Annotated in this window: 24 protein-coding genes; 11 read left to right on the top strand and 13 right to left on the bottom strand. The window is 70.6% G+C overall.

Annotated features, from left to right (window positions below):
* Window positions 1-32: 32 nt before the first annotated feature.
* Entirely contained in the window at window positions 33-443 is a 411-nt protein-coding gene (locus tag Aut01nite_RS31185) for a MarR family winged helix-turn-helix transcriptional regulator (RefSeq protein WP_043525198.1), read from the bottom strand.
* Window positions 444-558: 115 nt separating this feature from the next.
* On the opposite strand from Aut01nite_RS31185, the gene Aut01nite_RS31180 reads away from it, so the two are divergent.
* From Aut01nite_RS31180 to Aut01nite_RS31165, 4 genes are read left to right on the top strand one after another with little or no spacing between them, the layout of a single operon-like run.
* Entirely contained in the window at window positions 559-1,443 is an 885-nt protein-coding gene (locus Aut01nite_RS31180) for an SDR family oxidoreductase (RefSeq protein WP_425551450.1), read from the top strand.
* Window positions 1,440-2,312, top strand: a complete 873-nt coding sequence (locus tag Aut01nite_RS31175) for an amidohydrolase family protein (protein ID WP_043525201.1) — start codon at window positions 1,440-1,442, stop codon at window positions 2,310-2,312. The genes Aut01nite_RS31180 and Aut01nite_RS31175 overlap by 4 nt, the downstream gene beginning before the upstream one ends.
* Window positions 2,309-2,767, top strand: coding sequence for a MaoC family dehydratase (locus Aut01nite_RS31170; RefSeq protein WP_043525202.1), 459 nt, complete (start codon window positions 2,309-2,311; stop codon window positions 2,765-2,767). The genes Aut01nite_RS31175 and Aut01nite_RS31170 overlap by 4 nt, the downstream gene beginning before the upstream one ends.
* Before the next feature lie 8 nt (window positions 2,768-2,775).
* Window positions 2,776-4,227, top strand: coding sequence for an acyl-CoA synthetase (locus Aut01nite_RS31165; RefSeq protein ID WP_043525203.1), 1,452 nt, complete (start codon window positions 2,776-2,778; stop codon window positions 4,225-4,227).
* On the opposite strand, the gene Aut01nite_RS31160 is transcribed toward Aut01nite_RS31165, so the two are convergent.
* The gene (locus tag Aut01nite_RS31160; RefSeq protein ID WP_052163743.1) at window positions 4,224-4,670 is read right to left on the bottom strand and encodes a DUF1801 domain-containing protein; all 447 of its coding nucleotides are present in this window, start codon (window positions 4,668-4,670) and stop codon (window positions 4,224-4,226) included. The two genes, Aut01nite_RS31165 and Aut01nite_RS31160, sit on opposite strands and share 4 nt — an antisense overlap.
* A gap of 155 nt (window positions 4,671-4,825) precedes the next feature.
* Window positions 4,826-5,584 (bottom strand): SIR2 family NAD-dependent protein deacylase, encoded by a 759-nt coding sequence (locus tag Aut01nite_RS31155; RefSeq protein WP_043525345.1) that lies wholly within the window; start codon window positions 5,582-5,584, stop codon window positions 4,826-4,828.
* 118 nt (window positions 5,585-5,702) lie between these two features.
* On the opposite strand from Aut01nite_RS31155, the gene Aut01nite_RS31150 reads away from it, so the two are divergent.
* Complete coding sequence (locus Aut01nite_RS31150) at window positions 5,703-5,912, top strand: hypothetical protein (protein WP_152628705.1); 210 nt, start codon at window positions 5,703-5,705, stop codon at window positions 5,910-5,912.
* Window position 5,913: 1 nt separating this feature from the next.
* Here Aut01nite_RS31150 and Aut01nite_RS31145 read toward each other — a convergent pair whose 3' ends face one another.
* Window positions 5,914-6,705, bottom strand: a complete 792-nt coding sequence (locus tag Aut01nite_RS31145) for an alpha/beta fold hydrolase (protein WP_043525206.1) — start codon at window positions 6,703-6,705, stop codon at window positions 5,914-5,916.
* 88 nt (window positions 6,706-6,793) lie between these two features.
* Between Aut01nite_RS31145 and Aut01nite_RS31140 the strand changes: the two genes are divergently transcribed.
* Complete coding sequence (locus Aut01nite_RS31140; RefSeq protein ID WP_043525207.1) at window positions 6,794-8,470, top strand: GMC oxidoreductase; 1,677 nt, start codon at window positions 6,794-6,796, stop codon at window positions 8,468-8,470.
* A complete protein-coding gene (locus tag Aut01nite_RS31135; protein ID WP_043525208.1) occupies window positions 8,467-9,924 on the top strand; it encodes a flavin-containing monooxygenase in 1,458 nt (485 codons plus the stop codon). The genes Aut01nite_RS31140 and Aut01nite_RS31135 overlap by 4 nt, the downstream gene beginning before the upstream one ends.
* Here Aut01nite_RS31135 and Aut01nite_RS31130 read toward each other — a convergent pair.
* The 8 genes from Aut01nite_RS31130 to Aut01nite_RS31095 all read right to left on the bottom strand — a co-directional run bounded on the left by Aut01nite_RS31130 (window position 9,899) and on the right by Aut01nite_RS31095 (window position 18,970).
* A complete protein-coding gene (locus Aut01nite_RS31130) occupies window positions 9,899-10,504 on the bottom strand; it encodes a DUF6346 domain-containing protein (protein WP_043525209.1) in 606 nt (201 codons plus the stop codon). The genes Aut01nite_RS31135 and Aut01nite_RS31130 overlap by 26 nt on opposite strands.
* Before the next feature lie 12 nt (window positions 10,505-10,516).
* Window positions 10,517-11,506: a hypothetical protein gene (locus Aut01nite_RS31125; RefSeq protein ID WP_043525210.1), complete on the bottom strand. Its 990-nt coding sequence runs from the start codon at window positions 11,504-11,506 to the stop codon at window positions 10,517-10,519.
* On the bottom strand, window positions 11,503-11,823 hold the full coding sequence (locus tag Aut01nite_RS31120; protein ID WP_043525211.1) for a type VII secretion target: 321 nt from the start codon (window positions 11,821-11,823) through the stop codon (window positions 11,503-11,505). Before Aut01nite_RS31120 ends, Aut01nite_RS31125 begins: the two co-directional genes overlap by 4 nt.
* On the bottom strand, window positions 11,823-12,212 hold the full coding sequence (locus tag Aut01nite_RS31115; RefSeq protein WP_043525212.1) for a YbaB/EbfC family nucleoid-associated protein: 390 nt from the start codon (window positions 12,210-12,212) through the stop codon (window positions 11,823-11,825). The genes Aut01nite_RS31120 and Aut01nite_RS31115 overlap by 1 nt, the downstream gene beginning before the upstream one ends.
* Window positions 12,213-12,388: 176 nt before the next feature.
* Window positions 12,389-13,756, bottom strand: coding sequence for an EAL domain-containing protein (locus Aut01nite_RS31110; protein ID WP_052163744.1), 1,368 nt, complete (start codon window positions 13,754-13,756; stop codon window positions 12,389-12,391).
* Entirely contained in the window at window positions 13,753-15,000 is a 1,248-nt protein-coding gene (locus tag Aut01nite_RS31105) for a PAS domain-containing protein (RefSeq protein WP_043525213.1), read from the bottom strand. The genes Aut01nite_RS31110 and Aut01nite_RS31105 overlap by 4 nt, the downstream gene beginning before the upstream one ends.
* 59 nt (window positions 15,001-15,059) lie before the next feature.
* Window positions 15,060-16,460: a glycoside hydrolase family 43 protein gene (locus Aut01nite_RS31100; RefSeq protein WP_052163745.1), complete on the bottom strand. Its 1,401-nt coding sequence runs from the start codon at window positions 16,458-16,460 to the stop codon at window positions 15,060-15,062.
* An 11-nt stretch (window positions 16,461-16,471) separates the two neighbouring features.
* A complete protein-coding gene (locus Aut01nite_RS31095) occupies window positions 16,472-18,970 on the bottom strand; it encodes an alpha-L-arabinofuranosidase family protein (protein ID WP_043525215.1) in 2,499 nt (832 codons plus the stop codon).
* Between the two features lie 321 nt (window positions 18,971-19,291).
* Between Aut01nite_RS31095 and Aut01nite_RS31090 the strand changes: the two genes are divergently transcribed.
* The 4 genes from Aut01nite_RS31090 to Aut01nite_RS31075 all read left to right on the top strand — a co-directional run bounded on the left by Aut01nite_RS31090 (window position 19,292) and on the right by Aut01nite_RS31075 (window position 23,952).
* A complete protein-coding gene (locus Aut01nite_RS31090; RefSeq protein ID WP_043525216.1) occupies window positions 19,292-21,409 on the top strand; it encodes a PhoX family protein in 2,118 nt (705 codons plus the stop codon).
* Between the two features lie 62 nt (window positions 21,410-21,471).
* The gene (locus Aut01nite_RS31085; protein WP_043525218.1) at window positions 21,472-22,212 is read left to right on the top strand and encodes a hypothetical protein; all 741 of its coding nucleotides are present in this window, start codon (window positions 21,472-21,474) and stop codon (window positions 22,210-22,212) included.
* A 5-nt stretch (window positions 22,213-22,217) separates the two neighbouring features.
* Window positions 22,218-22,907: a hypothetical protein gene (locus Aut01nite_RS31080; RefSeq protein WP_152628708.1), complete on the top strand. Its 690-nt coding sequence runs from the start codon at window positions 22,218-22,220 to the stop codon at window positions 22,905-22,907.
* Window positions 22,908-23,010: 103 nt separating this feature from the next.
* On the top strand, window positions 23,011-23,952 hold the full coding sequence (locus tag Aut01nite_RS31075) for a phosphoglycerate dehydrogenase (protein WP_043525221.1): 942 nt from the start codon (window positions 23,011-23,013) through the stop codon (window positions 23,950-23,952).
* Here Aut01nite_RS31075 and Aut01nite_RS31070 read toward each other — a convergent pair.
* Entirely contained in the window at window positions 23,949-24,530 is a 582-nt protein-coding gene (locus Aut01nite_RS31070; RefSeq protein WP_043525223.1) for a helix-turn-helix domain-containing protein, read from the bottom strand. The two genes, Aut01nite_RS31075 and Aut01nite_RS31070, sit on opposite strands and share 4 nt — an antisense overlap.
* Between the last annotated feature and the right edge of the window lie 38 nt (window positions 24,531-24,568).

Genomic DNA, 24,568 nt, shown 5'->3' with positions numbered 1-24,568 from the left:
CGGCCGCATCTCCCGGCGCGCCCGGCGGCGGGTCAGGCCAGGGACTGCCAGGCAGTGACCAGGGACTGGCGGAAGTCGGCGGACTGGGCGGCGGTCAGTTTGCCGATCATGCGGGCTTCCAGGTCGCGGACCGGGGCGTCGACGGTGGCGAGCAGGGCGCGGCCGGCGCCGGTGAGGTGGATCAGGAGCTCGCGGCGGTTGGCGGGGTTGCGTTCGCGGCGGATCAGGGCGCGCGACTCCAGGGCGCGGACCAGGTCGGCGGTGGACTGGGCGGTGACGAACGAGTCGCGGGCGAGCTGGGCGGCGGACAGGCCGTCGTGGCGCTCCAGGACGGTCAGCGCCGTGTACTGCAGGGCGGTGATGCCGTGGCTGCGGACCACCTCGTCGAGGCGGGCGCGGACCGCGAGTTCCAGCTGTTTGACGAGGTAGAGCATCGAGGGCATGGGCGGCACATTACCCCATTGACAGGAAACCTGATCATCATCAAGGATCGAGATCGACAGGAAACCTGTTGATCGAGGGGATGGCTCGACCGCGTCCCCCGTCCATGAGAGGTTGATGAGTATGGATCTGACCGGCAGGGTCGCGATCGTGACCGGCAGTGGGCGAGGGCTCGGCCTGGCGTATGCCAAGGCGCTCGCGGCGGCCGGCGCGAGCGTCGTCGTCAACGACGTGGACCAGGCGGTGGTGGACGCGGCGGTCGCGGAGATCCCCGGATCGGTGGGAGTGGCGGCGGCGGTCGGGGACACCGAGAGCGCCGAACGGCTCGTCGCCGCGGCGGTCGAGGCGTTCGGGAGGCTGGACGTGCTGATCACCAACGCCGGGATCCTGCGGGACCGGGTGCTGTGGAAGATGACCGACGACGACTTCGACGCGGTCGTCACGGTGCACCTGCGGGGCACGTTCACCTGCGCCCGGGCGGCCGCGATCCGGATGCGCGAGCAGGGGACCGGCGGCCGGATCGTGCTGATCGGCTCGCCGGCCGGACAGCGCGGCAACTTCGGGCAGACCAACTACGCGGCGGCCAAGGCCGGCATCGCCGCGATGGCCCGGACCTGGGCGCTGGAACTGGCCCGCAGCGAGATCACGGTGAACGCGGTCGTCCCGATCGCCGCCACCGAGATGACCAGGACGATCCCGGCGTTCGGCCCGGCGATCGAGGAGGCCGAACGGGCCGGCACGCCGTTCCCGGCGTGGATGCGCCACGACGAAGGGCTCGGCACCGTCGAGGACGTCACCGGGCTGATCACCTTCCTGGCCTCGGACGCGTCGAAGGGCGTCACCGGCCAGGCGATCGGCATCGGCGGCGACAAGCTGGCGCTCTGGTCGCATCCGGCGGAGAAGTCGGTGCTGTTCAAGGAGGGCGGCTGGTCGGCCGAGGCGATCGCGGCGAGCTGGGACTTCCAGCCGGAGACCTACGGCATCCCGGCGCCGAAGCGATGAACGCCGACGAGCTGGTCGCCATCGACGTGCACACGCACGCCGAGGTCGGCCGGGACGGTCGCACCTCGCTCAGTCCCGAACTGCTCGGCGCCTCCGCCGACTACTTCAAGGCGCACGGCCACCGCCAGCCGACCATCGACGAGATGGCCGCCTACTACCGGGAACGCAAGATGGCCGCGGTCGTCTTCACCGTCGACGCCGAGCACGCCACCGGGCACCCGCGGATCGCCAACGAGGAGATCGCCGAGGACTGCGCGAAGCATCCGGACACGCTGATCCCGTTCGCCAGCGTCGACCCGCATCGCGGCCGGGCGGGCGTGCGGGAGGCCCGGCGGCTGGTCGAGCACCACGGCGTCCGCGGCTTCAAGTTCCACCCCAGCCTCCAGGGTTTCGCCCCGGACGACCGGCTCGCCTACCCGCTCTACGAGGCGATCGAGGAACTCGGCGCGGTCGCCCTGTTCCACACCGGCCAGACCGGCATCGGCGCCCGGGTGCGCGGCGGCGGCGGGATCCGCCTCAGGTACTCCAACCCGATGCTCGTCGACGACGTCGCGGTGGACTTCCCGGACCTGCGGATCATCCTGGCCCACCCGTCGTTCCCCTGGCAGGACGAGGCCCTCGCGGTCGCCACCCACAAGGAGCACGTCCACATCGACCTGTCCGGCTGGTCACCGAAATACTTCCCGCCGCAGCTCGTCCGGTACGCCGGCACCCTCCTGCAGGACAAGGTGCTCTTCGGCTCCGACTATCCGGTCCTCACCCCGGACCGCTGGCTCGCCGACTTCGCGACCCTCGACATCAAAGACGCCGTACGCCCGAAGATCCTCAAAGAGAACGCCGCCCGTCTACTTCTCAGGGAGCAGTCATGACCACGACCGTCACCGGCCTCGACGGACTCAAGAGCCTGATCGGCAAGGACCTCGGCCACTCCGAGTGGCTGGAGATCACCCAGGAGCGGGTGAACACGTTCGCCGACGCGACAGGCGACCACCAGTGGATCCACGTGGATGTGGAGCGGGCCAAGACCGGGCCGTTCGGGGCGCCGATCGCCCACGGTTACCTCACGCTGTCGCTGGTCATCCCACTGTTCAGTGGGCTGCTCACGGTCGACGGCATCACGATGGGCGTCAACTACGGCCTGGAGAAGGTGCGGTTCCCGAGCCCGGTCAAGGTCGGCGCGCGGATCCGGCTGGCCGCCCGGGTGGTCAGCGTCGAGGACGTCGCCGGCAACGGGGTGCAGAGCACGTTCGACTTCACCGTCGAGGTGGAGGGCTCGGACAAGCCGGCCTGTGTCGCCCGTCCCGTCTACCGTCACTACGCCTGAGGGAACCGATGCGCAACGCAGGGCTGGGGTCGTGGCCGGCCCGCCGGGCGGCGATGTCGCCGCAGCGGACGGCCATGATCTTCGGGGAGCGGCGTACGACGTACGCCGAACTGTATGAACGCACCTCGCGCCTGGCCGCGGCCCTGCGTGGCGCCGGGATCCGCCCCGGTGACCGGGTCGCCTATCTCGGCCCGAACCATCCGTCGTTCGTGGAGACGATGTTCGCGACGTGGGCGCTCGGGGCGATCTTCGTGCCGCTGAACTTCCGTCTCACCCAGCCGGAGATCGCCTACCAGCTGGAGCACAGCGGGGCGGTGGCGCTGATCCACGCGCTGCCGGTGACGGCTCCCGTCCCGATCAAGATCGACATGTCGCGGTACGACGGTTTCCTCGCCGAGCCGGACCACGCCGCCGAACCGGCCGGGCTCGACGACGTGGCGTGCATCCTCTACACCTCGGGCACGACCGGCAACCCCAAAGGGGCGATGCTCACCCACGGCAACATCATCTGGAACTGCTACAACCTGCTCGTCTGCGTCGACATCGCGAGCGACGAGGTCACCCTGGTCAGCGCGCCGCTCTTCCACGTCGCCGCGCTCAACCAGTGCCTGCTGCCCACGTTCCTCAAGGGCGGCACCTCGGTGATCATGCCGGGCTGGGACGTCGACGGCTGCTTCGACATGATCGCCGAGCACGGCGTGACCTGGATGTTCGGCGTCTCCACCATGTTCGCCGGCCTGTCGCAGTCACCGCGCTGGCCGGCCGCCGACCTGTCGTCGGTGCGCAGCCTGATGACCGGCGGCGCCTCTGTCCCGGAGGCGCTGATCCGCACCTATCAGGAGCGCGGCCTGGCCTTCTGCCAGGGTTACGGCATGACCGAGACGTCGCCGGGGGCGACGTTCCTGGAAGCCCGGGAGAGCCGGCGCCATATCGGTTCGGCGGGGCTTCCGGTCTTCTTCGCGGACGTACGGTGCACGGCCCCGCCCGGTGAGCCGGGCGAGGTCCTCGTCCGCGGCCCCAACGTCACGCCCGGTTACTGGAACGACCCGTCAGCCACCGAGGCCGCCTTCACCGACGGCTGGTTCCACTCCGGCGACCTGGCCGTCGTCGACGAGCACGGCCACTTCCGCATCGTCGACCGCACCAAGGACATGTACATCTCCGGCGGCGAGAACGTCTATCCCGCCGAGGTCGAGGCCGCCATCTTCGAACATCCGGACGTCGCCGAGGCCGCGGTCGTGGGCGTGCCCGACGCGAAGTGGGGTGAGGTCGGCCGGGCCTTCGTCGTCCCGGCTCCGGGCGCGCACCTGGAACCCGGCGACGTGCCCGCCTTCCTGACGGGCCGCCTCGCCAAGTACAAGATCCCGGTGTACGTCGACATCCTCGACGAGCTGCCCCGCACCGGCTCCGACAAGGTCCGCAAGGGCCCGCTCCGCGACCTCCCCCTGCCCCGCGGCTAGACGGCCCGGGTTAGCAGCCGCCGGATCGTCTCCTCGCCCTGCTCGGTCCACTCGGCCAGGGCGAACGACGTCGCCCACATGCCGTGCTCCTCGTCCAGGCCGGCGTGCGGGGTGAACCCGAACGTCGAGTAGCGCTCCCCGTCGGCCTGCCCGCTGCGGAAGAAGCACACCACCCTCCCGGAGCGGGCGTAGGCGGGCTGGCCGTACCACGACTTCGGCGCCAGCCCGGGCGCGCTCTCGGTGACGACGGCGTGCAGCCGCTCGGCGATGGCCCGGTCCGGCTGCGCCATCGCGGCGATCTTCGCCAGCACGTCGTTCTCGTCGGCGGCCGCCCGGTCGGCGGCCTTGCTCCGGCGCGAGCGTGACTTCAGTTCCGCCGCGCGCTCCTTCATCGCGGTGCGTTCGGCCTCGGAGAATCCGTCGGTCTTCGGAGTGGGGCTCATCGCGGTCCGGTCCTCTCGCCCGTCTTCGATCAGGTCGTCCCCACGCTAGCCGGCGGCGACCGGGCCGCCTTCTCGATTCCTGATCGATCCGGTGGTCACGGTGTCCGCCAGGCGGCGGCGACCGGGCCGCCTTCTCGGTTCCGTCGATCCGGGGGTCACGGTGTCGGCCAGGCGGCGGCGACCAGGGCGGGCAGGACGGTGGCGGCGGTGCCGTGCAGGCTGATCGCGGCGACCTCGTCCAGCGGGGTCGGCTGTGGATTGACCTGGATGACGGTGGCGCCGAACCGGGCGGCGACGACCGGGATCTCGGCGGCCGGGTGGACCAGGCCGGACGTGCCGATGGTCAGCAGCACGTCGCATTCCGTGGCGGCCTGGACCGCGGCCTCCAGGGCGTCGCCGGGCAGCGCCTCGCCGAACCAGACGACACCCGGGCGGATCAGGCCGCCGCAGTCGCCGCAGCGGGGCGGCGCCAGGCGGCGGCCCTCCTCCGGCTCCCGGCTCGCGGTGACCGGGGCGGGGCGGGAGCAGCCGGCGCAGCGCGGGGCGAACGAGCTGCCGTGCAGATGGATCGGCGCGCGGGAGCCGGCGCGCTCGTGCAGGTCGTCGACGTTCTGGGTGACGACGACGGTGCGCGGGGCGCGGTCCTCGATCGCGGCGACGGCCTCGTGACCAAGGTTCGGATGGACGCGCTCGATCAGGGAGCGGCGCCACTCGTACCAGCCCCAGACCAGGTCGGGGTCGTCGGCGAACGCCTGCGGGGTGGCCAGCGCCTGGGCGTCGTACCGCGCCCAGAGACCGGTCAGCGCGTCCCGGAAGGTGGGCACGCCGCTCTCGGCGGACATGCCGGCGCCGGTGAAGACCACCACCGTGCGGGCCTTCGCCAGGGCGGCCGCGGCGTCGTGCAGTTCGTCCATGCGGTCCATGTCGTCCCCTTCTCGGATGAACGTATGAAACAGCACGAACGAGTGTCCCGACACCCATTTCCCGGTCGCTCGTTGACTGGCGGGGAGTAGGCGTCGTGTGGAGGTGCTGGTGCCGTCCAATCCGGGGAGACAGACCCGTCGCCGTCTCGGTCAGGCCGGGGATCGGCTGCTGACCGTGATGGGGGACTGGACCGCGCCCGGGCCGCCGGATCGGCCGGGCTGGTCCGACGACAGCATGAGCATCCTGGTCCGGGTCGTCACGGCGGCGGCCGGGGTGGTCATCCTGCTGGCGATGCTGATCATCTGGCTGGTCCGCTGAATCAGGGCCTGGCGAGGGCGGACAGGCAGGCCCGGGGGTCGTCGGAGAACGGCAGGTGGCCGCAGCCCGGCAACATGATGTGGCGGGCGGCCGGGAGGGCGGCGCGGGCCCGCCGGGACTGGGGGAACGGCAGCACGGCGTCGCGCGTACCCCAGGCGATGGTGACCGGGATGCGGGTCAGCCCGCCGGTGGCAGCGTTCGTCCAGGGGCGCAGATCGCCGAAGGCGTCGCGGACCGCCGGGAAACCGGGGGCGCCGGACAGGGCGCGGGCCGAGGCGACGCAGTCGTCCGGATCCAGGCGGCCCGGGCGGGCGTAGAAAAGGACACAGAACGCGGACCGGCCCGCCGTGGACGCCATGATCCGCGGGAGGTGGGCGTCCAGGCGGCCGGCACTCGCCCGGGCGGCGGTGACGACGGCCTGGCAGTAGCGGCGGCTGGCGGCCGACCAGAAGCCGACCGGGGCGAAGGCGGTGACGGCCCGGGCGTGACCGCGGCGGCCGAGCTCCAGGGCGATGCCGCCGCCGAGCGAGTTGCCGGCCACCTCGAACGCGCCGACGCCGAGGTCGTCCAGGAAGGACTCGACCCGGTCGGCGAGGTGGGCGACGGATCCGGGGCGCGGCGCGGGCGGCCACATCGGAGACTCCCCGAAACCGGGCAGGTCGAGGGCGATCACGTCGTGGTGGCGGGCGGCCTCGTCGAGGATCGGATCCCACACCTGGCGGCGGCTGCCGATGCCGTGGATCAGCACCAACGGTGGCCCGGAACCGCGACGTTCGTACGCAAGCTCGCTCATGACTCTTTTATGAGACCGATTCGCGGTTCGCGCAAGACCCGGGAACGCCTTGTTGACATGTTGCCAATAAGGGTGTGATGGTACGGCGATGTCGTACGACTACGACGTCCTCGTCATCGGCTCCGGGTTCGGTGGCAGCGTGACCGCGCTGCGCCTGACCGAGAAGGGCTACCGCGTCGGCGTCCTCGAATCGGGCCGGCGCTTCACCGACGAGCAGTTCGCCATCACCTCCTGGCGGCTGCGTGACTACCTCTACGCCCCCGCGCTCGGCTGCTACGGCATCCTGCGGCTCACCCTGCTCAAAGACGTGATGATCATGTCGGGGGCGGGCGTCGGCGGGGGATCGCTGGGGTACGCGTGCACGCTCTACGAGCCGCCGGACGCCTTCTTCACCGACCCGCAGTGGGCCGGCGTCACGGACTGGAAGAACGAACTCGCCCCCTACTACGACCAGGCGAAACGGATGCTCGGGGTGACGGCGAACCCGGTCGAGACGGCATCCGACCGGGCGCTCAAGGCGGTCGCCGACGACCTCGGGGTGGGCCACACGTTCCGGCCCACACCGGTCGGGGTGCTGTTCGGCGGCCGGCCCGGAGAAGCGGTGCCCGACCCGTTCTTCGGCGGGGCCGGACCGGACCGGCGCACCTGCACCCTCTGCGGGTCGTGCATGACCGGATGCCGGGGCAACGCCAAGAACACCCTGGTCAAGAACTATCTGTACCTGGCCGAGCGGGCCGGTGCCGACGTGGTCGCGCTGACGACCGTGACGGCGGTACGGCCGCTTCCCGGCGGTGGATACGCCGTCGACACCCGCCGGACCGGGCGGCTGACGGGAGGCCGGCGATTCACCGCCGAGCAGGTGGTCCTCGCCGGTGGGGCGCTCGGCACTCAGCGTCTGCTGCACCGGATGCGCGATCGGGGGCTGCTGCCGCACGTGTCGCCGCGGCTGGGCGAGCTGAGCCGGACCAACTCCGAATCGATCCTCGGCGCCCGTACCCGCCGCAGAGACCTCGACTTCAGCCACGGGGTCGCGATCACCTCCTCGATCCACCCCGACCCGGTCACCCATGTCGAACCGGTCCGGTACGGGCCCGGCAGCAACCTGCTCGCGCTGCTCGCCACGGTGCTCGTCGACGAGGGCCGGCCGCGCTGGTGGGAAGCCGTCAAGAAGCTCGCCAGAGCGGGCCGGGACCTGCGGTTGTACGTGTCGCCGCGGAACTGGTCGAAGGAGACGGTCGTGCTGCTGGCGATGCAGCCGCTGGACAACTCGATCACCGTGCACACCAGACGGGGCATGTTCGGGCGGCGGCTCAGCAGCCGGCCCGGCATCGGCGAACCCAACCCGGTGTGGGTGCCGGCCGCCCACGACGTGGCCCGGCGAGTCGCCGACAAGGTCGACGGGGTGCCGGCCGGGTCGTACACCGAGCTGATCGGGCGGCCGGTGACCGGGCACTTCATCGGCGGGTGCGCGATCGGGGAGTCCGCGGAGCGCGGGGTCGTCGACCCGTACCACCGGCTCTTCGGCCATCCGGGGCTGCACGTGATCGACGGATCGGTGGTCGCGGCCAACCTCGGGGTCAACCCGTCGCTGACGATCACCGCGCTGGCGGAACGGGCGGTCGCCCTGTGGCCCAACGCGGGCGAACCCGACCCGCGCCCCACGACCGGATATCGACCGGTCGACCCCGTGACACCACGGAACCCGGTCGTCCCGGCGACCGCGCCGGCGGCGCTGCGCCTCACCGTGCGGGGGCGGCGGCCATGACCCGGGTCGTGATCATCGGGGCCGGGTTCGGCGGGGTGGCGACCGCCGTCGAACTGATGAAGGCCGGTCTCCGCGACATCGTGATCCTGGAGAAGGCGGACCGGATCGGCGGCGTATGGCGGGACAACACCTATCCCGGGTGCGCGTGTGACGTACCGGCGCCGCTCTACTCCTTCTCCTTCGCCCCGAACCCGGACTGGTCGCGGCGGTATCCGCCGCACCACGAGATCCTCGCCTACCTGCAACGCTGCGCCGCCGAGAAAGGCGTGACCCCACTGGTCCGCCTCGGCGCCGAAGTCGCGGCGGCGGCCTGGACCGGTCGCCACTGGGACATCACGCTCACCACCGGTACGACGCTGGAAGCCGACGTGCTGATCCCGGCGGTCGGGCAGCTCTCCCGGCCCAGCATCCCGTCCCTGCCCGGCGCCGGCTCGTTCCCCGGCGTCGCCGTCCACACCGCCCACTGGACCCCCGGCATCCCGATCGACGGCAGGCGGGTCGCCGTCGTCGGCACCGGCGCCAGCGCCATCCAGCTCGTCCCCGCCATCGCCGGCCGGGCCGCGCACATCGACGTCTTCCAGCGCACCGCCCCGTGGACCCTGCCGAAACCGGACCGCCGCTACGGCCGGCTCCGCACGGCCGCGAACCGCCGGATGCCCGCGCTGATGCGGCTGTCCCGCCTCGCCACCTGGGGTCTCACCCTGATCCAAGGCGCCGCCCTGGCCGGCAACCGCCCGGTCAACGCCCTGGTCCGCGGCTACGCCTGGGCGCAGCGCCACTGGCAGGTCCGCGATCCCGAACTGCGCGCGCGGGTCACCCCCGACGAGCCGCTGGGCTGCAAACGGGTCCTGTTCACCAACGCCTGGCTGCCCGCCCTGGCCCGCCCCGACGTCGACCTGATCACCGAGAAGATCGTCGCTGTCACCTCATCCGGCATCCGCACCGCCGACGGCATCGACCACCCCTGCGACGTGCTCGTCTACGGCACCGGTTTCGCCGCCACCGAGTTCCTCGTCCCGATCGAGGTCACCGGCCGGGACGGGGTGCGGCTCGTCGACGAGTGGCGGGACGGGGCCCACGCGTACCTGGGCCTGGCCGTCCCCCACTTCCCCAACATGTTCCTGGTCTACGGACCCAACACGAACACCGGCAACACGTCGGTGATCTACTTCCACGAGGCGCAGGCCCGCTGGATCACGCAAGCGGTGCGACGGGTCGCCGCGGGCGACATTCTGGAGGTACGCCCGGACGTGGCAGCCGCCTACGACAGCGAGATCCAGTCCCGCCTGTCGACGAGCGTCTGGACGAGCTGCCAGAGCTGGTACCGCACCGCCACCGGCCGCGTCGTCACCAACTGGCCCGGCAAGGCCAAGGAGTACCGCCGCCGCACCAGCACCCTGAACCGCACCGACTTCCTCCCATCCTCGTTCATCGCCGCGGCAACGCCAGAGTGATCAAGACTCCGATGATGAACAGAGGAATCCCGCCCACCAGGGCGACGACGACTCCGATCCATGTCAACCAAGGGCGGTAGGGGGCATCTTCACGGGCGAGTTCCAGTTGATATCTGTGTTCGCCGACGTAGCCGATGCGGATCTCCCGGCCGATGTCCGCATCGGAGAAGTCGGCATCGTTGACCAGCCTGTCGGTCGTACCGTCGTCCCAACGGATCACGATCCGGCAGGTGCCCCAGTAGCCGAAGCCCTTGGTGGAGATGGGGCCGTGCTCGGCGCAGGCCGTGACAGACGCCCAGCCCAGACGCTCGGATGCGCTGAAATCGCGGCCTGCCGACCGGAGCAAGGTGAAGCCGCTGCCCATGACCAGGAAACTCAGCACAAGGATCAGTGCGAGAACCGTGACGTCGCGGAGTGTGCTGCCTTTGCGTCGATCAACGACGGACGTCTCCGGGTCCGGGGCTGAAGCCTCCATTTCGGCCTGCTCGTGTTCGATTTCAGCCCTGGCCGCCTCGATCTTGGCCTTGACGGCCTCGACCGCGGCGCGCTGTTTGGCCTTGCGCTCAGCGGAGTCTCCCACGGGGTTCCTACCTCAGGACGGGGGGTCGAGGGGATCCGGATCCGGATTGCCCTTCGGAATGTTGTCGATCGTCGAGCCGGTGTTCTGCGACGTGTTCGACTCCGCTGCGGCGCGCCCGGTATTGATGAGCACCTGATGCGGAGCACCATAGACGCGGAAATCACCCAGGAAGAGCTTGCCGGTTCCCTTGAGCGGCCCGAGCCATCCTTCCCGCATCACTTCGGCGGCTTCAGACCGGTGCGTGAAGAGGCGCAGGACGTTGTCATTCGCCTTGTTGATCCTCCGCATGAGGAAGCCCATCGCCTTCACCGCGTGACCCGCCTCCCTGATCGCGTCGAAGAGGCGTCGCACCACGGTGAGTATCTGCTTGCTGGTGCTGAACGCCAGGTCCGCAACCTTGAGCAGAGCGGCCGGCATCATGACTCCGGTGACCGCCTGCAGACCAATGGAGAGGAGTGAGCCTGCGAACTGACAGAGGATGTCCCGGATGGTGTTCCTGACGACACCCACCAGCGCTCCGAGGCCGTAGGTGAGCTTGCCCATTCCGTCGGCGATCTTGCCCATCGCTTGGAGATTCAGAGCGTGATCGTGAACGCGCCGGCGATAAGAGTTCGCGGATTCAGCCGTCCATACCTTCATGGTGTTGTCGGCTTCCGCAACGAGCAGATCGGCCGCTTCGTAGATCCGTGCCTCGATCTTCTTCCAGCTTTCGGCGTGGCCCTCGATCGCCTTGGGGTTTCCCAAGGTTCGATCGAACGGCTCGCGGATGAACGACACGTGTTCGAACAACCATCCGAGGCCCGCGGAGAAGACCGTTTGCAATGGGTCCGTGACCGCACCGATGGCACCTAGCCCGGTCGCGACGAGGTTCCCGGCCGCGCCACCCCAGTCTCGTTTCACGATGCCCTCGGCCAGGCCGTTCGCCGACTCGAAAATGCCGGCGCCTTCGTAGATCTTCCGGTCGGCATCCGGTGCGATCAGCCCACCGTAGGTCGCGCTCATCGTTCCGGCTCCCGGAAGCTCAGGACCTGCGCGGCCTCGTGGTCGGTGAGGCTGATGTCCACGGTCAGCGCGCGTAACAGGTCAGCGAGATGAGCGGTCGCGTCGGTTCCGGTTCGCATCTGGTGGGTGGCGTCTTCCTGCGCGATATTGAGCATCGGCAGGATCAGGTTGCTGGGCCACTCGCCATAGACCTCGTCGTGTTGATCCAGATGTGTGGTAGCCGCGCGCGCCTCGTCGAGCATGCTCGCGACCTCGTCCACTTTGTCTGCGTGGCTGCTCACGGCTTCCACGTTGATGTGCAGTCGGGGTTCGGCCATCACCGACCACGTCCTTCGCGCTCGTCGTCCTCTGAGGCCGGGAACTGTTCGGCGTAGGTTCCGGCGATGAACGACGTGGTGGCCGAGTCGGAGCCGAACATTCCTTTGACCAGCTCCCCCATCTCCTCGGAGAGCCGGGACTGAGCCCGTCGGTTGGTCGCCATGATGAGCTCGGCCAGTTCCTCCGGATAGAGTCGCATCGCTTCGTCAGCCAGCGTCAGACTGCTGAGACCGCCAGCGTGATCGACCGTCACGACGACGTCGCCGTCCGGGGACTCCGCCGATCCGTTGACCTGTTGCATGCGATGGCTCAGTTCCCGGCTGGCCTCGGTCTGCTGTCCGACGCGCTGCTGCCAGTCGATGAGCAGGTCGTCAGGATCCTGTGGCATGGCATGTTCCCTCCCCGCGCGAGGTGAGCCCATCGATGGGTGGGCGTCCACCCTGGTACACGCCGACGATCTCTCACGGGTTCACTGGAGGCCGGAACGACGGTCCGATGACGGGGCGGCGCGCGAGGGACGTACTCCCGCAAAAGGGAGAGACCGCGCGGCTGGGGAGACGCGTTTCAGATGGGGAGGGCGGGGAGGGTGGGGATCAGCTCGGGGGGATGGGGGCGGTTCAGGCCGAAGCCCTGGAGCAGGTCGACGCCCGCGGTGGCCAGGTCGGCGGCGGTCGGCTCGTCCTCGACGCCCTCGGCGACGACGGTCAGGCCCAGGGAACGGGCGATGGCGATGACCGACTCGATGATGGTGGCGTGGGCCGGGGAGTCGTGCATGCGGATCACGAAGGAGCGGTCGATCTTCAGCTCGTCGATGGGCAGGGCGGGGAGCAGGCCCAGCGAGGTGTAGCCGGTGCCGAAGTCGTCGATGGCGACCCGGATGCCACGGGCGCGGAGTTCGGCGAGCTGGGCGGCGACGAGTTCCTGGCGGGTCAGGACGGCGGTCTCGGTGCTCTCGACGGTGAGCATCGAGGCGGACACGCCCGCCAGGTTCGGCAGGGTGAGGATGGTGTCGACGGCGCGGTCCTGGGCCAGGTACGCGGGCGGCAGGTTGACCGAGACCGGCAGGTGCAGACCGGAGCCGTGGCAGACGGCGGCCTGGTGCAGGGCCTCGGCCAGCACCCAGTCGGCCAATTCCAGGATGACGTCGGAGCGTTCCGCGTCGGGCAGGAAGACGCCGGGCGGCAGCAGGCCGCGTTGCGGGTGCTGCCAGCGGACCAGGGCCTCCGCGCCGTGCATGCGGCGAGTGGTGGCGTCGTGCAGCGGCTGGTAGTGCAGCCGCAGGTGCCCGGAGCGCAGACCGGCCCGCAGTTCGGTGAGCTGCCGTAGGTCGACGCGCTGGTTGGTGTGCAGGCGCGGGGTCCCTTCGACGACGCCGGTGCGCTCGTGCTTGGCGCGGCGCACCGCGGCGGCGGCCCGGCGCATCAGCACCGTGACGTCGTGGTGGTCGGCGTGACTGACGCCGATGCCGGCTTCGACGCTGATCGGCAGGCCGGTGAGCGGGTCGGTACGCGACAGCCGCGCGAACCGGCCGGCCATGGCGGCGAGCAGGTCGACGATCGGGGCGATGCCGTACCGGCCGTCCGGCCAACGGACCAGCACCGGCTCCTCACGGTCGGCGGCGGGGCGGGCCAGCGCGGCCTCGGCGGCCATGTCGATGTCGGTGTCGGCGGCGAGTCCGAGCGTGCCCGCGCCGGTCAGCTCACCGGCGGTGCGGTGGCCGGCGGTTCCGGGGCCGTTGTGGACCCGGTCCACCGCGGCCCGGCTCAGCAGCCGGTACCCGTCGCTGGCCTCGATGATCACGCCGGGGGCGAGGGTGTCCGCGGCGAGGGCGCCGGCGATGTCGCCGACCGGTGTGCCGGCCGGCAGCGGCGTCATCGGGATGCCGATCTCGCCGAGTTTGCGGGGCAGGCGGGGCCCGGTGGGCGTGGTCATGCCGAGTGTTCCCGCGGCGTGGTGATCCGGAAGCAGGACACGTTGATCGTCGCGCCGCGCGGGCGGAGGCGGACCAGCAGGCGGCCGCCGGGGCCGGCCACGTCGGAGTCGGCGCGTTCGCCGCGTAGCGCGGCGCGCCACAGGCCGGCCAGGGCCTCCTGATCCTTCGCGGCGATCAGCGCGGTGAGGGCGGCGTCCGGCTCCCGGTGCGGCCGGGCCACGCCGTACAGCCAGCGCCGTGACCCGTCGCGCCGGATCACGCTGCCGCGCCAGTCCCACGGCTCCAGGGTCCGCGCCGATTCCAGCACGGTGTCGGCGAACGACTGCCGGTCCTCGGGGGCGATGATGTCGACGATCCGGGCCGCCGACTCGAGGATCTCGCCGGGTTCGAGTTGGTAGATGTCGCGGCATCCGTCGGAGGCGAAGGTGACGGAGGTCCGGCCGTCCGGTTCCATCCGGAACTGGTAGAGCATGCCGGGCGCGTTGTTGACCGTGGTCCAGAACCGTCGCTCGCCGGCCGCGATGGCGTCCTCGCTGCGCTGGCGCACGGTGTCGTCGACGGCGATCGCGCAGAAGCCGTGCACCGAGCCGTCCGGGTCGGTCAGCGGCACCCGGGTGACCACGTACCGGCGGATCTCGTCGCCGAACGGGATCTCCTCGAGGACCGTCTTCGCCGTGCCGCTCGCGACGACCTCCTGGTCGTGGGTGCGCCCGACCGCGGCCACCGAGGCGGACAGCAGGTCGGCCTCGGTGCGGCCGACCATGTCGGCGGCGGTGACCTGGAAGGCCCGCTCGTACTCGCCGTTGACGAACAGGTGGCGGCCGGCCAGGTCCTTCGCCGAGATCATCGCCGTGGTGTGCTGCAGGATCGCGCTGATCAGCGTGTGGCTGCGCTGCAGTTCCTGCTGGGCCCGGTGCCCGTCGGTCCGGTCGGTGACGTACGCGAAGAAGCCGTCGTCGCCGAGCGCGACGACGGTCATCGAGATGCGCAGTTCGGAGCCGTCGCGGTGCAGGGCCGGCACTTCGGTCGGGTGGCCCAGGCCGTCGCTGTCGCCGCTGACCAGCCTGCGGGCGAATCCGGCGTTGTGCGCGGATCGCAGCGCCGGCGGGATGACGGTGCCCGTCAGCCGCTGCCCGAGGATCTCCTCCCGCGTCCAGCCGAACAGCTTCTCGGCGGCCGGATTCCAGTCCCGGATCACCCCGGCCCGGCCGACCTGCAGGAAGGCCAGCGCGGAGGCGTCCATGGCACGATCCCGGAGGTCGGCCGCCGGGGGCGGGGCTGCGCCCGCCCCCGGCGGAGTGCTCAGCTGAGCGTGAAGACCGTGGCCTTGTCGGCGACGGTGAGCTCGCCGTTCTTCAGGACCTTCAGGAACCGGCCGGGCGCGACCCGGATGGTCACGCCGTCCTTCACGGCGATCCGGGTCACCGGTGTGCCGGTCGCGCCCAGCGCCACGCGCGTGCCGTCGACCGCCACGAACTTCGCCGGCTGGTCGACCGACTGGATCGTCTCGGCGCCGTCGGCGGCCTTGACGAACCGGAACTGGGTCAGCTCCAGCTCACGCGGGGCCTGGACGGCCCGGATCGCGTCGCCCTCGTGCTTGACGAAGGAGCGCTTGGCGTCGGCGGGCGACAGCCGGACGATGGGGCCGCCGGAGCCGACCGGGATGCCGAACAGCGGCGTCCCGTCCTCGTGCCAGTAGACCTTCTGCACCCGGGTGTGCCGGTTGGGGTCGTACAGCGGGTCGCCGGTGATCGCCTTGTAGTCGCGGGCGTGGTAGACGAGCACGTCCGTCTTCCCGTCCTCGGCCACCGTGAACGAGTTGTGCCCCGGGCCGTACCGCTCGGTCTCCTCGTTCGACACGAAGATCGGGTCCGGGTTCTTCGTCCAGCTCTCCCGCTTCAGCAGGTCGGCGGAGGCCGAGGCGGTGAGCAGGCCCATGCAGTAGTTCGCGTCGGTCGCGCTGGCCGAGAAGGTGATGAACACCTTGCCGTTGCGGATGAGCACGGCGGGGCCCTCGTTCACCCGGTACCCGATGATCTCCCAGCTCTTCGTGGGGGTGGCGATCCGGGTCGGCTTGGACTTGAAGGTCCACGGGTTCGCCATCTCGGCGATGTACAGGCTGGTGTTGACCGCGATCTCCGGCTCGCTCTGCGCCCACACCAGGTACTGCCTGCCCTTGTGGGTGAAGCTGGTGGCGTCGAGGGTGAAGCCGTCCCACTCGGTGACCAGCTGCCCCTTGAGGGTCCAGCCGGCCGGGTCGCGCGGGTCGTCGAGCGCCGACTCCATCACGTAGGTGCGGATCCGGAACACGTCGCCGGCGTCACCGGCGGCGAAGTAGATGTACCACCGGCCGCCGATGCGGTGCAGCTCCGGCGCCCAGATGTGGCCGCCCATCCTGCCGCTGGTGGGCCGGCGCCAGATCACCGACTCCTCGGCGGATGCGAGGCCCTCGATGGTGGAGGCGCCGCGGATGACCAGGCGGTCGTACTCGGGCACCGACCCGGTGAAGTAGTAGGTGCCGTTCACCGGCTTGGTGATCCAGGGGTCCGCGCGCTGGCTGATCAGCGGGTCGACGGTGGGCACACCATAGATTTCAGCATCGGTGGGCAGCGGCTTCGCCTGCGGGGCGCCGTCCGCGCCCGCGGGCAGGACGACGGCGAGGGCGCCCACGGCGCCGCCCGTCAACACGGTTCGTCGGTTCATCGACGGGCTCCTCATCGGGTCTTGATGCGCAGGAAGGTGACCGAGTTCGGCGCGAACTCGCGGGTGAACGTGGAGGCGATCCCGGTGACGGTCGTGGTGACCGGCTGGATCGGCTCGGCGGAGCGGGTGTTCTGCTCGCCCGGGTCACCGGTGATCACGGTCTGCTTCGCGGTCCGCGACACCTTGCGCCCGCCCAGGTCGATCCGGGTGACCGCCGGCGTGTCCTGCGCGTTGACGACCTTGACGATGAGCTCGCCGGCCTTGGTGTCCTCGGTGACGACCTGCGCGAACGGCTCGGTGACCGCGTTGTCGTCGAACGAGGCCCACTCCACGCCGTCCAGGTAGAGGGTGACCTTCGTACCCCGTACCGAGATCCGGAGGTCGTAGGTCTTTCCGGTCTCGACCGTGTTGGGCTTGGTCAGCAGCTGTTCCTTGGCGCTGGTGACGCCCTTCTCCACGGCGCCCTGGGTGTTGTTCCAGCCGCCCAGGTTCCACCAGTAGAAGTTGCCGGTCTCCTGGATGCCGAACGCGACCAGGAAGCCCTCGGCGCCGGCCTGCTTGGTGGCCTTGAGGGTGTAGTCGTAATCGGTCTCGGCGATCGTCGCCGCCTTGACCATGGTGTCCTCGGTGTCCGTGGTCGTCTGGGCGTAACCGCCGTCGCGGACGCTCCAGTCGCCGCGGTTGGTCACCGGCGACCAGCCGTCGGCGTTCCCGTCGGAGAAGTCGTCGCTGAACAGTGTCGTGCCGTCCGGCCTGGTGACCTTGACGTCGTCGTACGTCGCCGCGGTCCGCCAGGTGGACAGGCCGATCGCGCCGGTGATCGGCTTGGCCGTCTGTACGCCGCCGCCGGTCGTGGTGGTCGGGACGACCCGGTCACCGACGTTGTTCATGAACAGCTTCTGCACGTGGTAGCTGGTGGAGCCCCACGACTCGTCGTTGTCGAACCAGATCATGTCCGGCTTCCACTGCACGTTGTCGATGTTGGCGAGCAGCGGCGCGTAGGACGCCATCTTCACCACGTCGGCGTTGCGCTCCAGGCCGGTCATGTACGCGGCCTCGGCCAGCGAGTTGTACAGCTTGTTGTCCAGCGACGCGTACTCGCCGAGGAAGACCTTGGGACCATTGCGGTCGTACGCGTCGTAGCGCTTGTTGTTCTGCAGGAACCACGCCGGGCTGTTGTAGTAGTGCTCGTCGACCATGTCCGAGCCGTGCGCCCGGTTCTTGGCCCACAGGTTGTCGAACGTGGCGCCCTGGTCGTCCGGCCCGGAGTTGCTGACCACGGTGATGTCCGGGTGCTTCGCCTTGATGGCGGCCTCGAACTTCACGAAGTTCGCCCAGTACTCCTCGGGCAGGTTCTCCTCGTTGCCGACGCCGATCGTGGTCATCCCGAACGGCTTCGGGTGGCCCATCTCGGCGCGGACCTTGCCCCACGTGCTGGTGACCGGGCCGTTGGCGAACTCGATCAGGTCGAGCGCGTCCTGGATGTACTGCTGCAGCAGCTTCTCGTCGACCGTGGCGCGGTTCTGCCCGCAGCCGGTGACCAGCGCCGGCAGCACCGGCAGCGGCATGGCGCCGATGTCCTCGGAGAACTGGAAGTACTCGTAGTAGCCGAGGCCGTAGGTGGCGTTGTAGCCCCAGAAGTTCTTGTTGGTGGCCCGCGTCTCGACCGGCCCGACGGTGTCCTTCCACTGGTAGGACCGGGCGCGCGGGTAGTCGTTGGCGGCGTCGTACGGGTACATGCTGCCGGTGTTGACCAGGCAGCCGCCGGGGAACCGGACGAAGCCCGGATCGAGCGCCGCGATCTTCTCGGCGAGGTCCTTGCGCAGCCCGTTGGTGCGGCCCTTGTAGGTGTCCCGCGGGAACAGCGAGATCTCGTCGAGGCGCAGCGTGGCGGCGCCTGTCGTCTTCACCGAGAGGCGGGCGACGTCGCTCGTGGCGGTGGCCCGCAGCGTGCCGGTGTACTTCTTCCAGGTGTCGCCGGAGACTTTGAGCCTGAGTGGCGCTGACAGCGCGGTGCCGTCCGCGGTCTGCAGCGCGACCTCGAGCGAGGCGGCCGCGTCGGCCCGTGCCCAGACCGAGAAGTCGTAGTGCTCCGACCGGGCCACCGCGAGGCCGGTGTTGTAGCCGGCGTTGACCAGGCCGGCCGGGCCGCTCACCGTGAGGTAGTTGCGGTTGCGCTCGTTGAGCCGCTGGTCGTCGTTGGTCACCGTGGCCGGGCCGGAGGCGGTCCAGCCGGTGAGGCCGTTCCAGCCGGCCGCGTCGGTGCCGTTGAACTCGAACGAGCGGTTGCGGACCAGTTCCGCGTAGAGACCGCCGTCGGCGGCGTAGTTGATGTCCTCGAAGAAGACGCCGTACATCGACTTCGGAATCGCGGCGCCGGTCGCGGCCGGGTTCACCGTGATCGTGTAGTCCGGCTCGACCGCGTGGGCGGCGACCGGCGGGGAGACCGCCAGCGGGAGCGACACCAGAACGGCGGCCGCTCCCGCGAGGCGGTAGGGGATCTTGGGCATGAGGGGTCCTCCGGTGCGCATCGCAACGGTTTCAGAAGTGTTTCCGGGGAAAGGGCTCAGCAATGTGTACGCAAACATCGATACGGCTGTCAAGAGTTCGGTGTCGATGGTCTTGCAGCGCTGAAACGTTTAGGGTGCCTACTTGTTAGCGCTCACTACGACGGGATCCGCTTCAGCGCCCCGATCGGCGACCATGACGGAGGTTCACGCCGCGTTCACTCGCATGCCACCACGCGGGGGTGGTCGCCGTACATCTCGGCTTCCTAGCGTCCGGGCAGCACGTCACCGCAGGGTGGCGCGAGACCGAGGAGAACGAAACCGATGCCGGACTTCAGTCGCCGTCTGCTGCCGCTGCTGGGACACAGCGGCGGCAGCCGAGACGCGATGACCTGCCTTTACCGTTGCGCCAACGCGTGTGACCACCCCGCGCCGAACGAGTCGGCCAACCCGTACCTGGGCGACGTCGTCAACGCCGAGATGAGCCGCCGCGGTGTGGTCCGCGCCGGCGCCGTCGGCGCCATGGTGCTCGGCTTCGGCGGCTCCGCGCTCGCGGCCGCCGGCCCCGCCGCCGCCGCCCCCGCCGCGCACCCCGGCAGCGGCCACGGGCACGGGCACCACCACCCGCAGCCCAAGGCCGGCAAGATCGGCTTCAAGCCGGTCGCCCCGAACACCCTCGACGCGTTCACCATCCCGGAGGGCTACCGGTCCTCCGTGGTGATCCGCTGGGGCGACCCGGTCGAGCCCGGCGCGCCCAAGTTCGACGTGGACAAGCAGACCGCGGCGGCCCAGTCGAAGCAGTTCGGCTACAACAACGACTTCGTCGGCGTCCTGCCGATCCCGGGGCGCAGCGACCGCGCCCTGCTCGTGGTCAACCACGAGTACACCAACGAGGACCTGATGTTCCGTGGCTTCACCAGCCAGGACGCCCTCACGGTGGAGCAGGTCGAGATCGCCATGGCGGCGCACGGCCTGTCGGTCGTCGAGATCGAGAAGGTCGGCCGCACCGGGCAGTGGAAGCCGGTCAAGGGCCGCCGGCTGCCGTTCAACCGCCGCATCACCGCGCTGGACACCGAGTTCAAGCTGACCGGCCCGGTCGCCGGCTCCGCCCTGGTGAAGACCAAGGCCGACCCGTCCGGCCGGATCGTCATCGGCACCCTGAACAACTGTGCCGGCGGCGTCACCCCGTGGGGCACCGTGCTCTCCGGCGAGGAGAACTTCAACCAGTACTTCATCGGCGGCGACGGCGTGAGCGCCGACGCCAAGGCCAAGCTCAACCGGTACGGCTTCGTCACCGCCACCCGCTACTTCAGCGGCAGCCGCAAGTGGGACCGGGCACAGGACCGCTTCGACCTGACCCTCAACCCCAACGAGGCGAACCGGTTCGGCTGGATCGTCGAGGTCGACCCGTTCGACCCCGAGGGCCGCCCGCGCAAGCACACCGCCATGGGCCGGTTCAAGCACGAGGGCGCCAACGTCATCGTCGCCAAGAGCGGTCACGTCGTCGCGTACATGGGTGACGACGAGCGGTTCGACTACCTGTACAAGTTCGTCTCGGACAAGAAGTACATCGACAGCAAGTCGCCGTGGGCGCGCAAGCACAACCTGACGCTCCTCGAGTCGGGCACCCTCTACGTCGCCAAGGTCACCGGCGACAGCCCGGCCGCCGAGATCGACGGCACCGGCAAGCTTCCCGCCGACGGGAAGTTCGACGGCAAGGGCGAGTGGATCAAGCTGGTCTCGGGCAACCGGTCCTTCGTGCCCGGCATGACCGCCGAGGAGGTGCTGACCTTCACCCGCCTCGCCGGTGACGCTGTCGGCGCCACCAAGATGGACCGCCCCGAGGACGTCCAGCCCAGCCTGCGTACCGGCAAGATCTACGCGGCGATGACCAACAACAGCAACCGCGGTGTCGGCACGAACGCCAAGGCGGACGAGGCCAATCCGCGCAACGCCAACAAGCACGGCCACATCTTCGAGATCACCGAGACCCGCGGCGACCACACCGGCACCACCTTCACGTGGGAGCTGCCGATCGTCTGCGGCGACCCGGCGTCCGCCGACACCTACTTCGGTGGGTACGACAAGGCCGCCGTCTCCCCGATCTCCTGCCCGGACAACGTCGCCTTCGACAGCGCCGGCAACCTCTGGATCTCCACCGACGGCAACGCGCTGGGCAGCAACGACGGCCTGTTCGCCACCCCGATCGAGGGTAAGGAGAAGGGCCACCTGCGGCAGTTCCTCACCGTGCCCAAGGGCGCCGAGACCTGCGGCCCGTTCATCACCGGCGACGACAAGTCGGTCTTCGTCGCGGTCCAGCACCCCGGCGAGATCACCGGCGCGTCCGTGGACAAGCCGGCGTCGACCTGGCCGGACGGCGACTTCGCCAAGCCCGCCGTGGTCGTGACCTGGAAGGCCGACGGCGGCGCCATCGGCAGCTGACCCGGCTGACGGACTTCGGCCGCGGCGCTGTGGCGTCGCGGCCGTCGTCTAGTCTGATCGACATGTTCGAATGGACGGCTCGGTTCCGCCTGCCCATCCTGCTCGGAGCGCTGGCGATCGGCGTCCTCTACGCGGTGACCGGCGTGGTCCGGACCGACCGGGTGCAGCCGCTGCTCCTGATCGGGATGGGCCTGGTGAACCTGGTGCTGTTCCTGGGCGCCTTCTACGCCGGCGCCCGCTACCGGCCGGCCGCGCTGGTGGCCCGGCCCGACGTCCCGGCGTTCGACGTGCCGGTCAGCCCCGCCCTGGTGCTCGGCGCGGCGCTCGCCACCACCCTCGGCACGGCGATGGGCGCCGGCATCGTCGAGGACGCCCTCTCCGGAGACGCCGCCTGGGTGGTCGCGGTCCTCTTCGCCGGCCTGTTCGTGGTGCTGATCGCCTGGTGGTGGGCCCTCGCCCTGGGCCGGTTCGGGGTGCGGCTGCGGCCCGACGGCATCGAGGACCGGCAGTCGCTCGGCGCGACGTTCATCCCGTGGGAGGCGTTCGACGGCGTGGACTTCCCGGCCCACGCCGGCTCCCCGCACCGGATCCTGCTCAACGTCTCCCGCCCCGGCCTGGTGCGCAAGCGCGGCCGCCGCAGCGGCGAGATCACCGTGGTGTCCAGCCTCAGCACCGACAGCGTCTTCCTGGCCGGCGTGATCCACTGGTACGCGCACCGCCCCGAGGCCCGTGCCGCCATCGGCACCGAGTCCGAGCGGGACCGCCTGGTCAGCGAGTGGGGTGGCGGCGCGGCCATACGCTGATCCGCGTGATCAGCTTCGAGGAGATCGTCACCCGGCACAGCCGAACGTTCCTGTTCGGCACGTGCGCGGCCTCGGTCGTGGTCGGCGTGCTCGCCCAGATCTTCCACGACGGGGTGGGCGTCGCTCTCGTCGTCGCCGCGATGCTCGTCGCCCTGTTCTTCGTCGTCTTCGGCCTGCTGGCCGGCACCGACCGGTACGGATCGCCCGCCGTGCTGGTCCGGGCCGACGGGCCGTCGTTCGAGACACCGGTCGTCCCGCTCAACGTGCTGTCGGCAGCCGGCCTGATGGTTCTCTGGCTCGCGTTCCTGCTGCCCGAGCGTGTCGGCGAGGTCCTCCGCGGCGAGGAGACCTGGCTGGCATCGCTGCCTGTCACGCTGGTCTGGCTGCCCATCCTGGGCGCCCTGTGGTGGCGGGCGGCGAAGAAGCCCGGCCGGCTGCTCCCCGCCGGTGTCGAGATCCGCGGGGCACGCGGCCCGGTGCTCCTGCGCTGGGAGGAGATCGCCCCGGAGGACGTGTCCGTCGTCGACCGCTTCGCCATCCGGGGAGTCGGTGTCCGGTCCCGCGCCTTCTTCATGGTCAGCACGAAGCCGGGCCGTCTCGCCTCGATCATCCGGCAGTACGCCGCCGATCCCACGCACCGTCCCGCCATCGGCTCGGCCGCCGAACTGGCCCGCCTGACCGGCACCGGGTCCTGAGGCCGGCCCGGCTGGTCGTGGGGGCTGTCTCAGCGCCGCCGAGACAGCCCCCACGACCAGCCGGGGACGACCGCGACGACCCGGGAATGGCAAGCTGGCGGCCATGAAGGTTCTGCTGCCCGACACCATCGAGCTCGACCCGGAACTGCCCGCCGGAGTGGAGACCGCGGTCTACGACGTGCGCCGGCCGCTGCCGGACCGGCACCTCGACGCCGAGGTCCTGGTGGCGTGGGGGAACAGCGCGGACAACCTGGCCGACGCGGCGCAGCGGCTCAAGGCGGTGCGCTGGGTGCAGACCCTCGCGGCCGGACCGGACGCGGTGCTGCGGGCCGGCTTCGCCCCGGACGTGCTGGTCACGGCCGGGCTGGGACTGCACGACCGGACCGTCGCCGAGCACACCCTGGGCCTGGTGCTGGCCGCCGCCCGGCGGCTCAACCTGCTGATCCGGGCCCAGATCGGGAAACGGTGGGCGGGTGAGCTCGGCGGCGTCCAGCCGGTGCGGCAGAGCGACTCCTTCCGTACGCTGCGCGACGCCCGCGTGGTCATCTGGGGCTTCGGTGGCATCGCCGCCCGGCTCGCCCCGCTCCTGGTCGCCCTCGGCGCCCACGTGACCGGGGTGGCCCGGACCGCCGGCGACCGGCACGGCCTCCCCGTCGTCACCGACGCCGACCTGCCCCGCCTGCTGCCGGACACCGACCTGCTGATCAACATCCTGCCCGCCACCCCGGAGACCACCGGCGTCCTGGACGCCGCGATCCTTACGCGGCTTCCCGCCCACGCCTGGGTGGTGAACGTCGGCCGCGGCGCGACCCTCGACGAGTCCGCCCTGCTCCACGCCATCCGCACGGGCCGTCTCGCCGGCGCCGCCCTCGACGTCTTCGGCACCGAGCCCCTGCCGGCCTCCTCCCCGCTCTGGGACGAGCCGAACATCCTCATCACCCCGCACGCCGCCGGCGGCCGCCCCGAAGGCGCCTCCGGCCTGCTCACCGAGAACCTCGCCGCCTTCGTCGCGGGCCGCCCGCTGCGCAACCCGATCGCCCGTTAGCGGGTGGGGCGGGCGCGGACGTGGACGCGTTCGCCCTGGGGGCCGAAGATGTTGATCAGTTCGGCGGGGGTGGTCCCGGCGTTCAGGATCGCGTGGGGCAGCCGGGTGTCGAACTCGGCGGCCTCACCGGGGCCGAGCAGCAGGTCGTGGTCGCCGAGCAGCAGGCGGATCCGGCCGGACAGGACGTAGAGCCACTCGTACCCCTCATGGGTCTGCTGCTGTGTGCCGCACGACGGCTCCGCGGGCGGCAGGATCTGCTTGAAGGCCTGCGGGCCGCCCGGGCGGCGACTGAGCGGGACGAACGTGTGACCGCCGCGTTCGATCGGGCGGGCCCGGACCCGGGGGTCGCCGGTCTCCGGGGCGTCGACGAGTTCGTCGAGCGTCACCTGGTACGCCTCGGCCAGCGGCAGCAGCAGTTCCAGGGTCGGTTTGCGGGTGCCGGACTCGAGTCGGGACAGGGTGCTCACCGAGATGCCGGTGGTCTCGGCCAGCCGGGTGAGCGTGATGTCCCGGCGCTGTCGCAGCTCGCGCAGCCGGGGACCGACGGCGCCGAGCGCTGACTCCAGGTCTTTTGCCATAACAGCAACGTTAGTTGCCAGACGGTCGGGCCGCGGGC

Origin of the sequence: Actinoplanes utahensis (assembly GCF_016862455.1) — a bacterium.
In the GTDB taxonomy this organism is placed as follows: domain Bacteria; phylum Actinomycetota; class Actinomycetes; order Mycobacteriales; family Micromonosporaceae; genus Actinoplanes; species Actinoplanes utahensis.
The sequence above is the reverse complement of the archived record's forward strand: the minus strand, read 5'-3'. Positions and strand labels throughout refer to the sequence as shown.

Bases quoted from the DNA above. Each gene is read 5' to 3' on its own strand.
- Aut01nite_RS31105 (WP_043525213.1), bottom strand. From the start codon at position 15,000: ATGGACGCCTCCGCGCTGGCCTTCCTGCAGGTCGGCCGGGCCGGGGTG.
- Aut01nite_RS31090 (WP_043525216.1), top strand. From the start codon at position 19,292: ATGCCGGACTTCAGTCGCCGTCTGCTGCCGCTGCTGGGACACAGCGGC.
- Aut01nite_RS31120 (WP_043525211.1), bottom strand. From the start codon at position 11,823: ATGGCCGAACCCCGACTGCACATCAACGTGGAAGCCGTGAGCAGCCAC.
- Aut01nite_RS31170 (WP_043525202.1), top strand. From the start codon at position 2,309: ATGACCACGACCGTCACCGGCCTCGACGGACTCAAGAGCCTGATCGGC.
- Aut01nite_RS31075 (WP_043525221.1), top strand. From the start codon at position 23,011: ATGAAGGTTCTGCTGCCCGACACCATCGAGCTCGACCCGGAACTGCCC.
- Aut01nite_RS31115 (WP_043525212.1), bottom strand. From the start codon at position 12,212: ATGCCACAGGATCCTGACGACCTGCTCATCGACTGGCAGCAGCGCGTC.
- Aut01nite_RS31180 (WP_425551450.1), top strand. From the start codon at position 559: ATGAGTATGGATCTGACCGGCAGGGTCGCGATCGTGACCGGCAGTGGG.
- Aut01nite_RS31160 (WP_052163743.1), bottom strand. From the start codon at position 4,670: ATGAGCCCCACTCCGAAGACCGACGGATTCTCCGAGGCCGAACGCACC.
- Aut01nite_RS31185 (WP_043525198.1), bottom strand. From the start codon at position 443: ATGCCCTCGATGCTCTACCTCGTCAAACAGCTGGAACTCGCGGTCCGC.
- Aut01nite_RS31155 (WP_043525345.1), bottom strand. From the start codon at position 5,584: ATGGACGAACTGCACGACGCCGCGGCCGCCCTGGCGAAGGCCCGCACG.
- Aut01nite_RS31135 (WP_043525208.1), top strand. From the start codon at position 8,467: ATGACCCGGGTCGTGATCATCGGGGCCGGGTTCGGCGGGGTGGCGACC.
- Aut01nite_RS31140 (WP_043525207.1), top strand. From the start codon at position 6,794: ATGTCGTACGACTACGACGTCCTCGTCATCGGCTCCGGGTTCGGTGGC.
- Aut01nite_RS31175 (WP_043525201.1), top strand. From the start codon at position 1,440: ATGAACGCCGACGAGCTGGTCGCCATCGACGTGCACACGCACGCCGAG.
- Aut01nite_RS31165 (WP_043525203.1), top strand. From the start codon at position 2,776: ATGCGCAACGCAGGGCTGGGGTCGTGGCCGGCCCGCCGGGCGGCGATG.
- Aut01nite_RS31085 (WP_043525218.1), top strand. From the start codon at position 21,472: ATGTTCGAATGGACGGCTCGGTTCCGCCTGCCCATCCTGCTCGGAGCG.
- Aut01nite_RS31070 (WP_043525223.1), bottom strand. From the start codon at position 24,530: ATGGCAAAAGACCTGGAGTCAGCGCTCGGCGCCGTCGGTCCCCGGCTG.
- Aut01nite_RS31100 (WP_052163745.1), bottom strand. From the start codon at position 16,460: ATGAACCGACGAACCGTGTTGACGGGCGGCGCCGTGGGCGCCCTCGCC.
- Aut01nite_RS31125 (WP_043525210.1), bottom strand. From the start codon at position 11,506: ATGAGCGCGACCTACGGTGGGCTGATCGCACCGGATGCCGACCGGAAG.
- Aut01nite_RS31110 (WP_052163744.1), bottom strand. From the start codon at position 13,756: ATGACCACGCCCACCGGGCCCCGCCTGCCCCGCAAACTCGGCGAGATC.
- Aut01nite_RS31145 (WP_043525206.1), bottom strand. From the start codon at position 6,705: ATGAGCGAGCTTGCGTACGAACGTCGCGGTTCCGGGCCACCGTTGGTG.
- Aut01nite_RS31095 (WP_043525215.1), bottom strand. From the start codon at position 18,970: ATGCCCAAGATCCCCTACCGCCTCGCGGGAGCGGCCGCCGTTCTGGTG.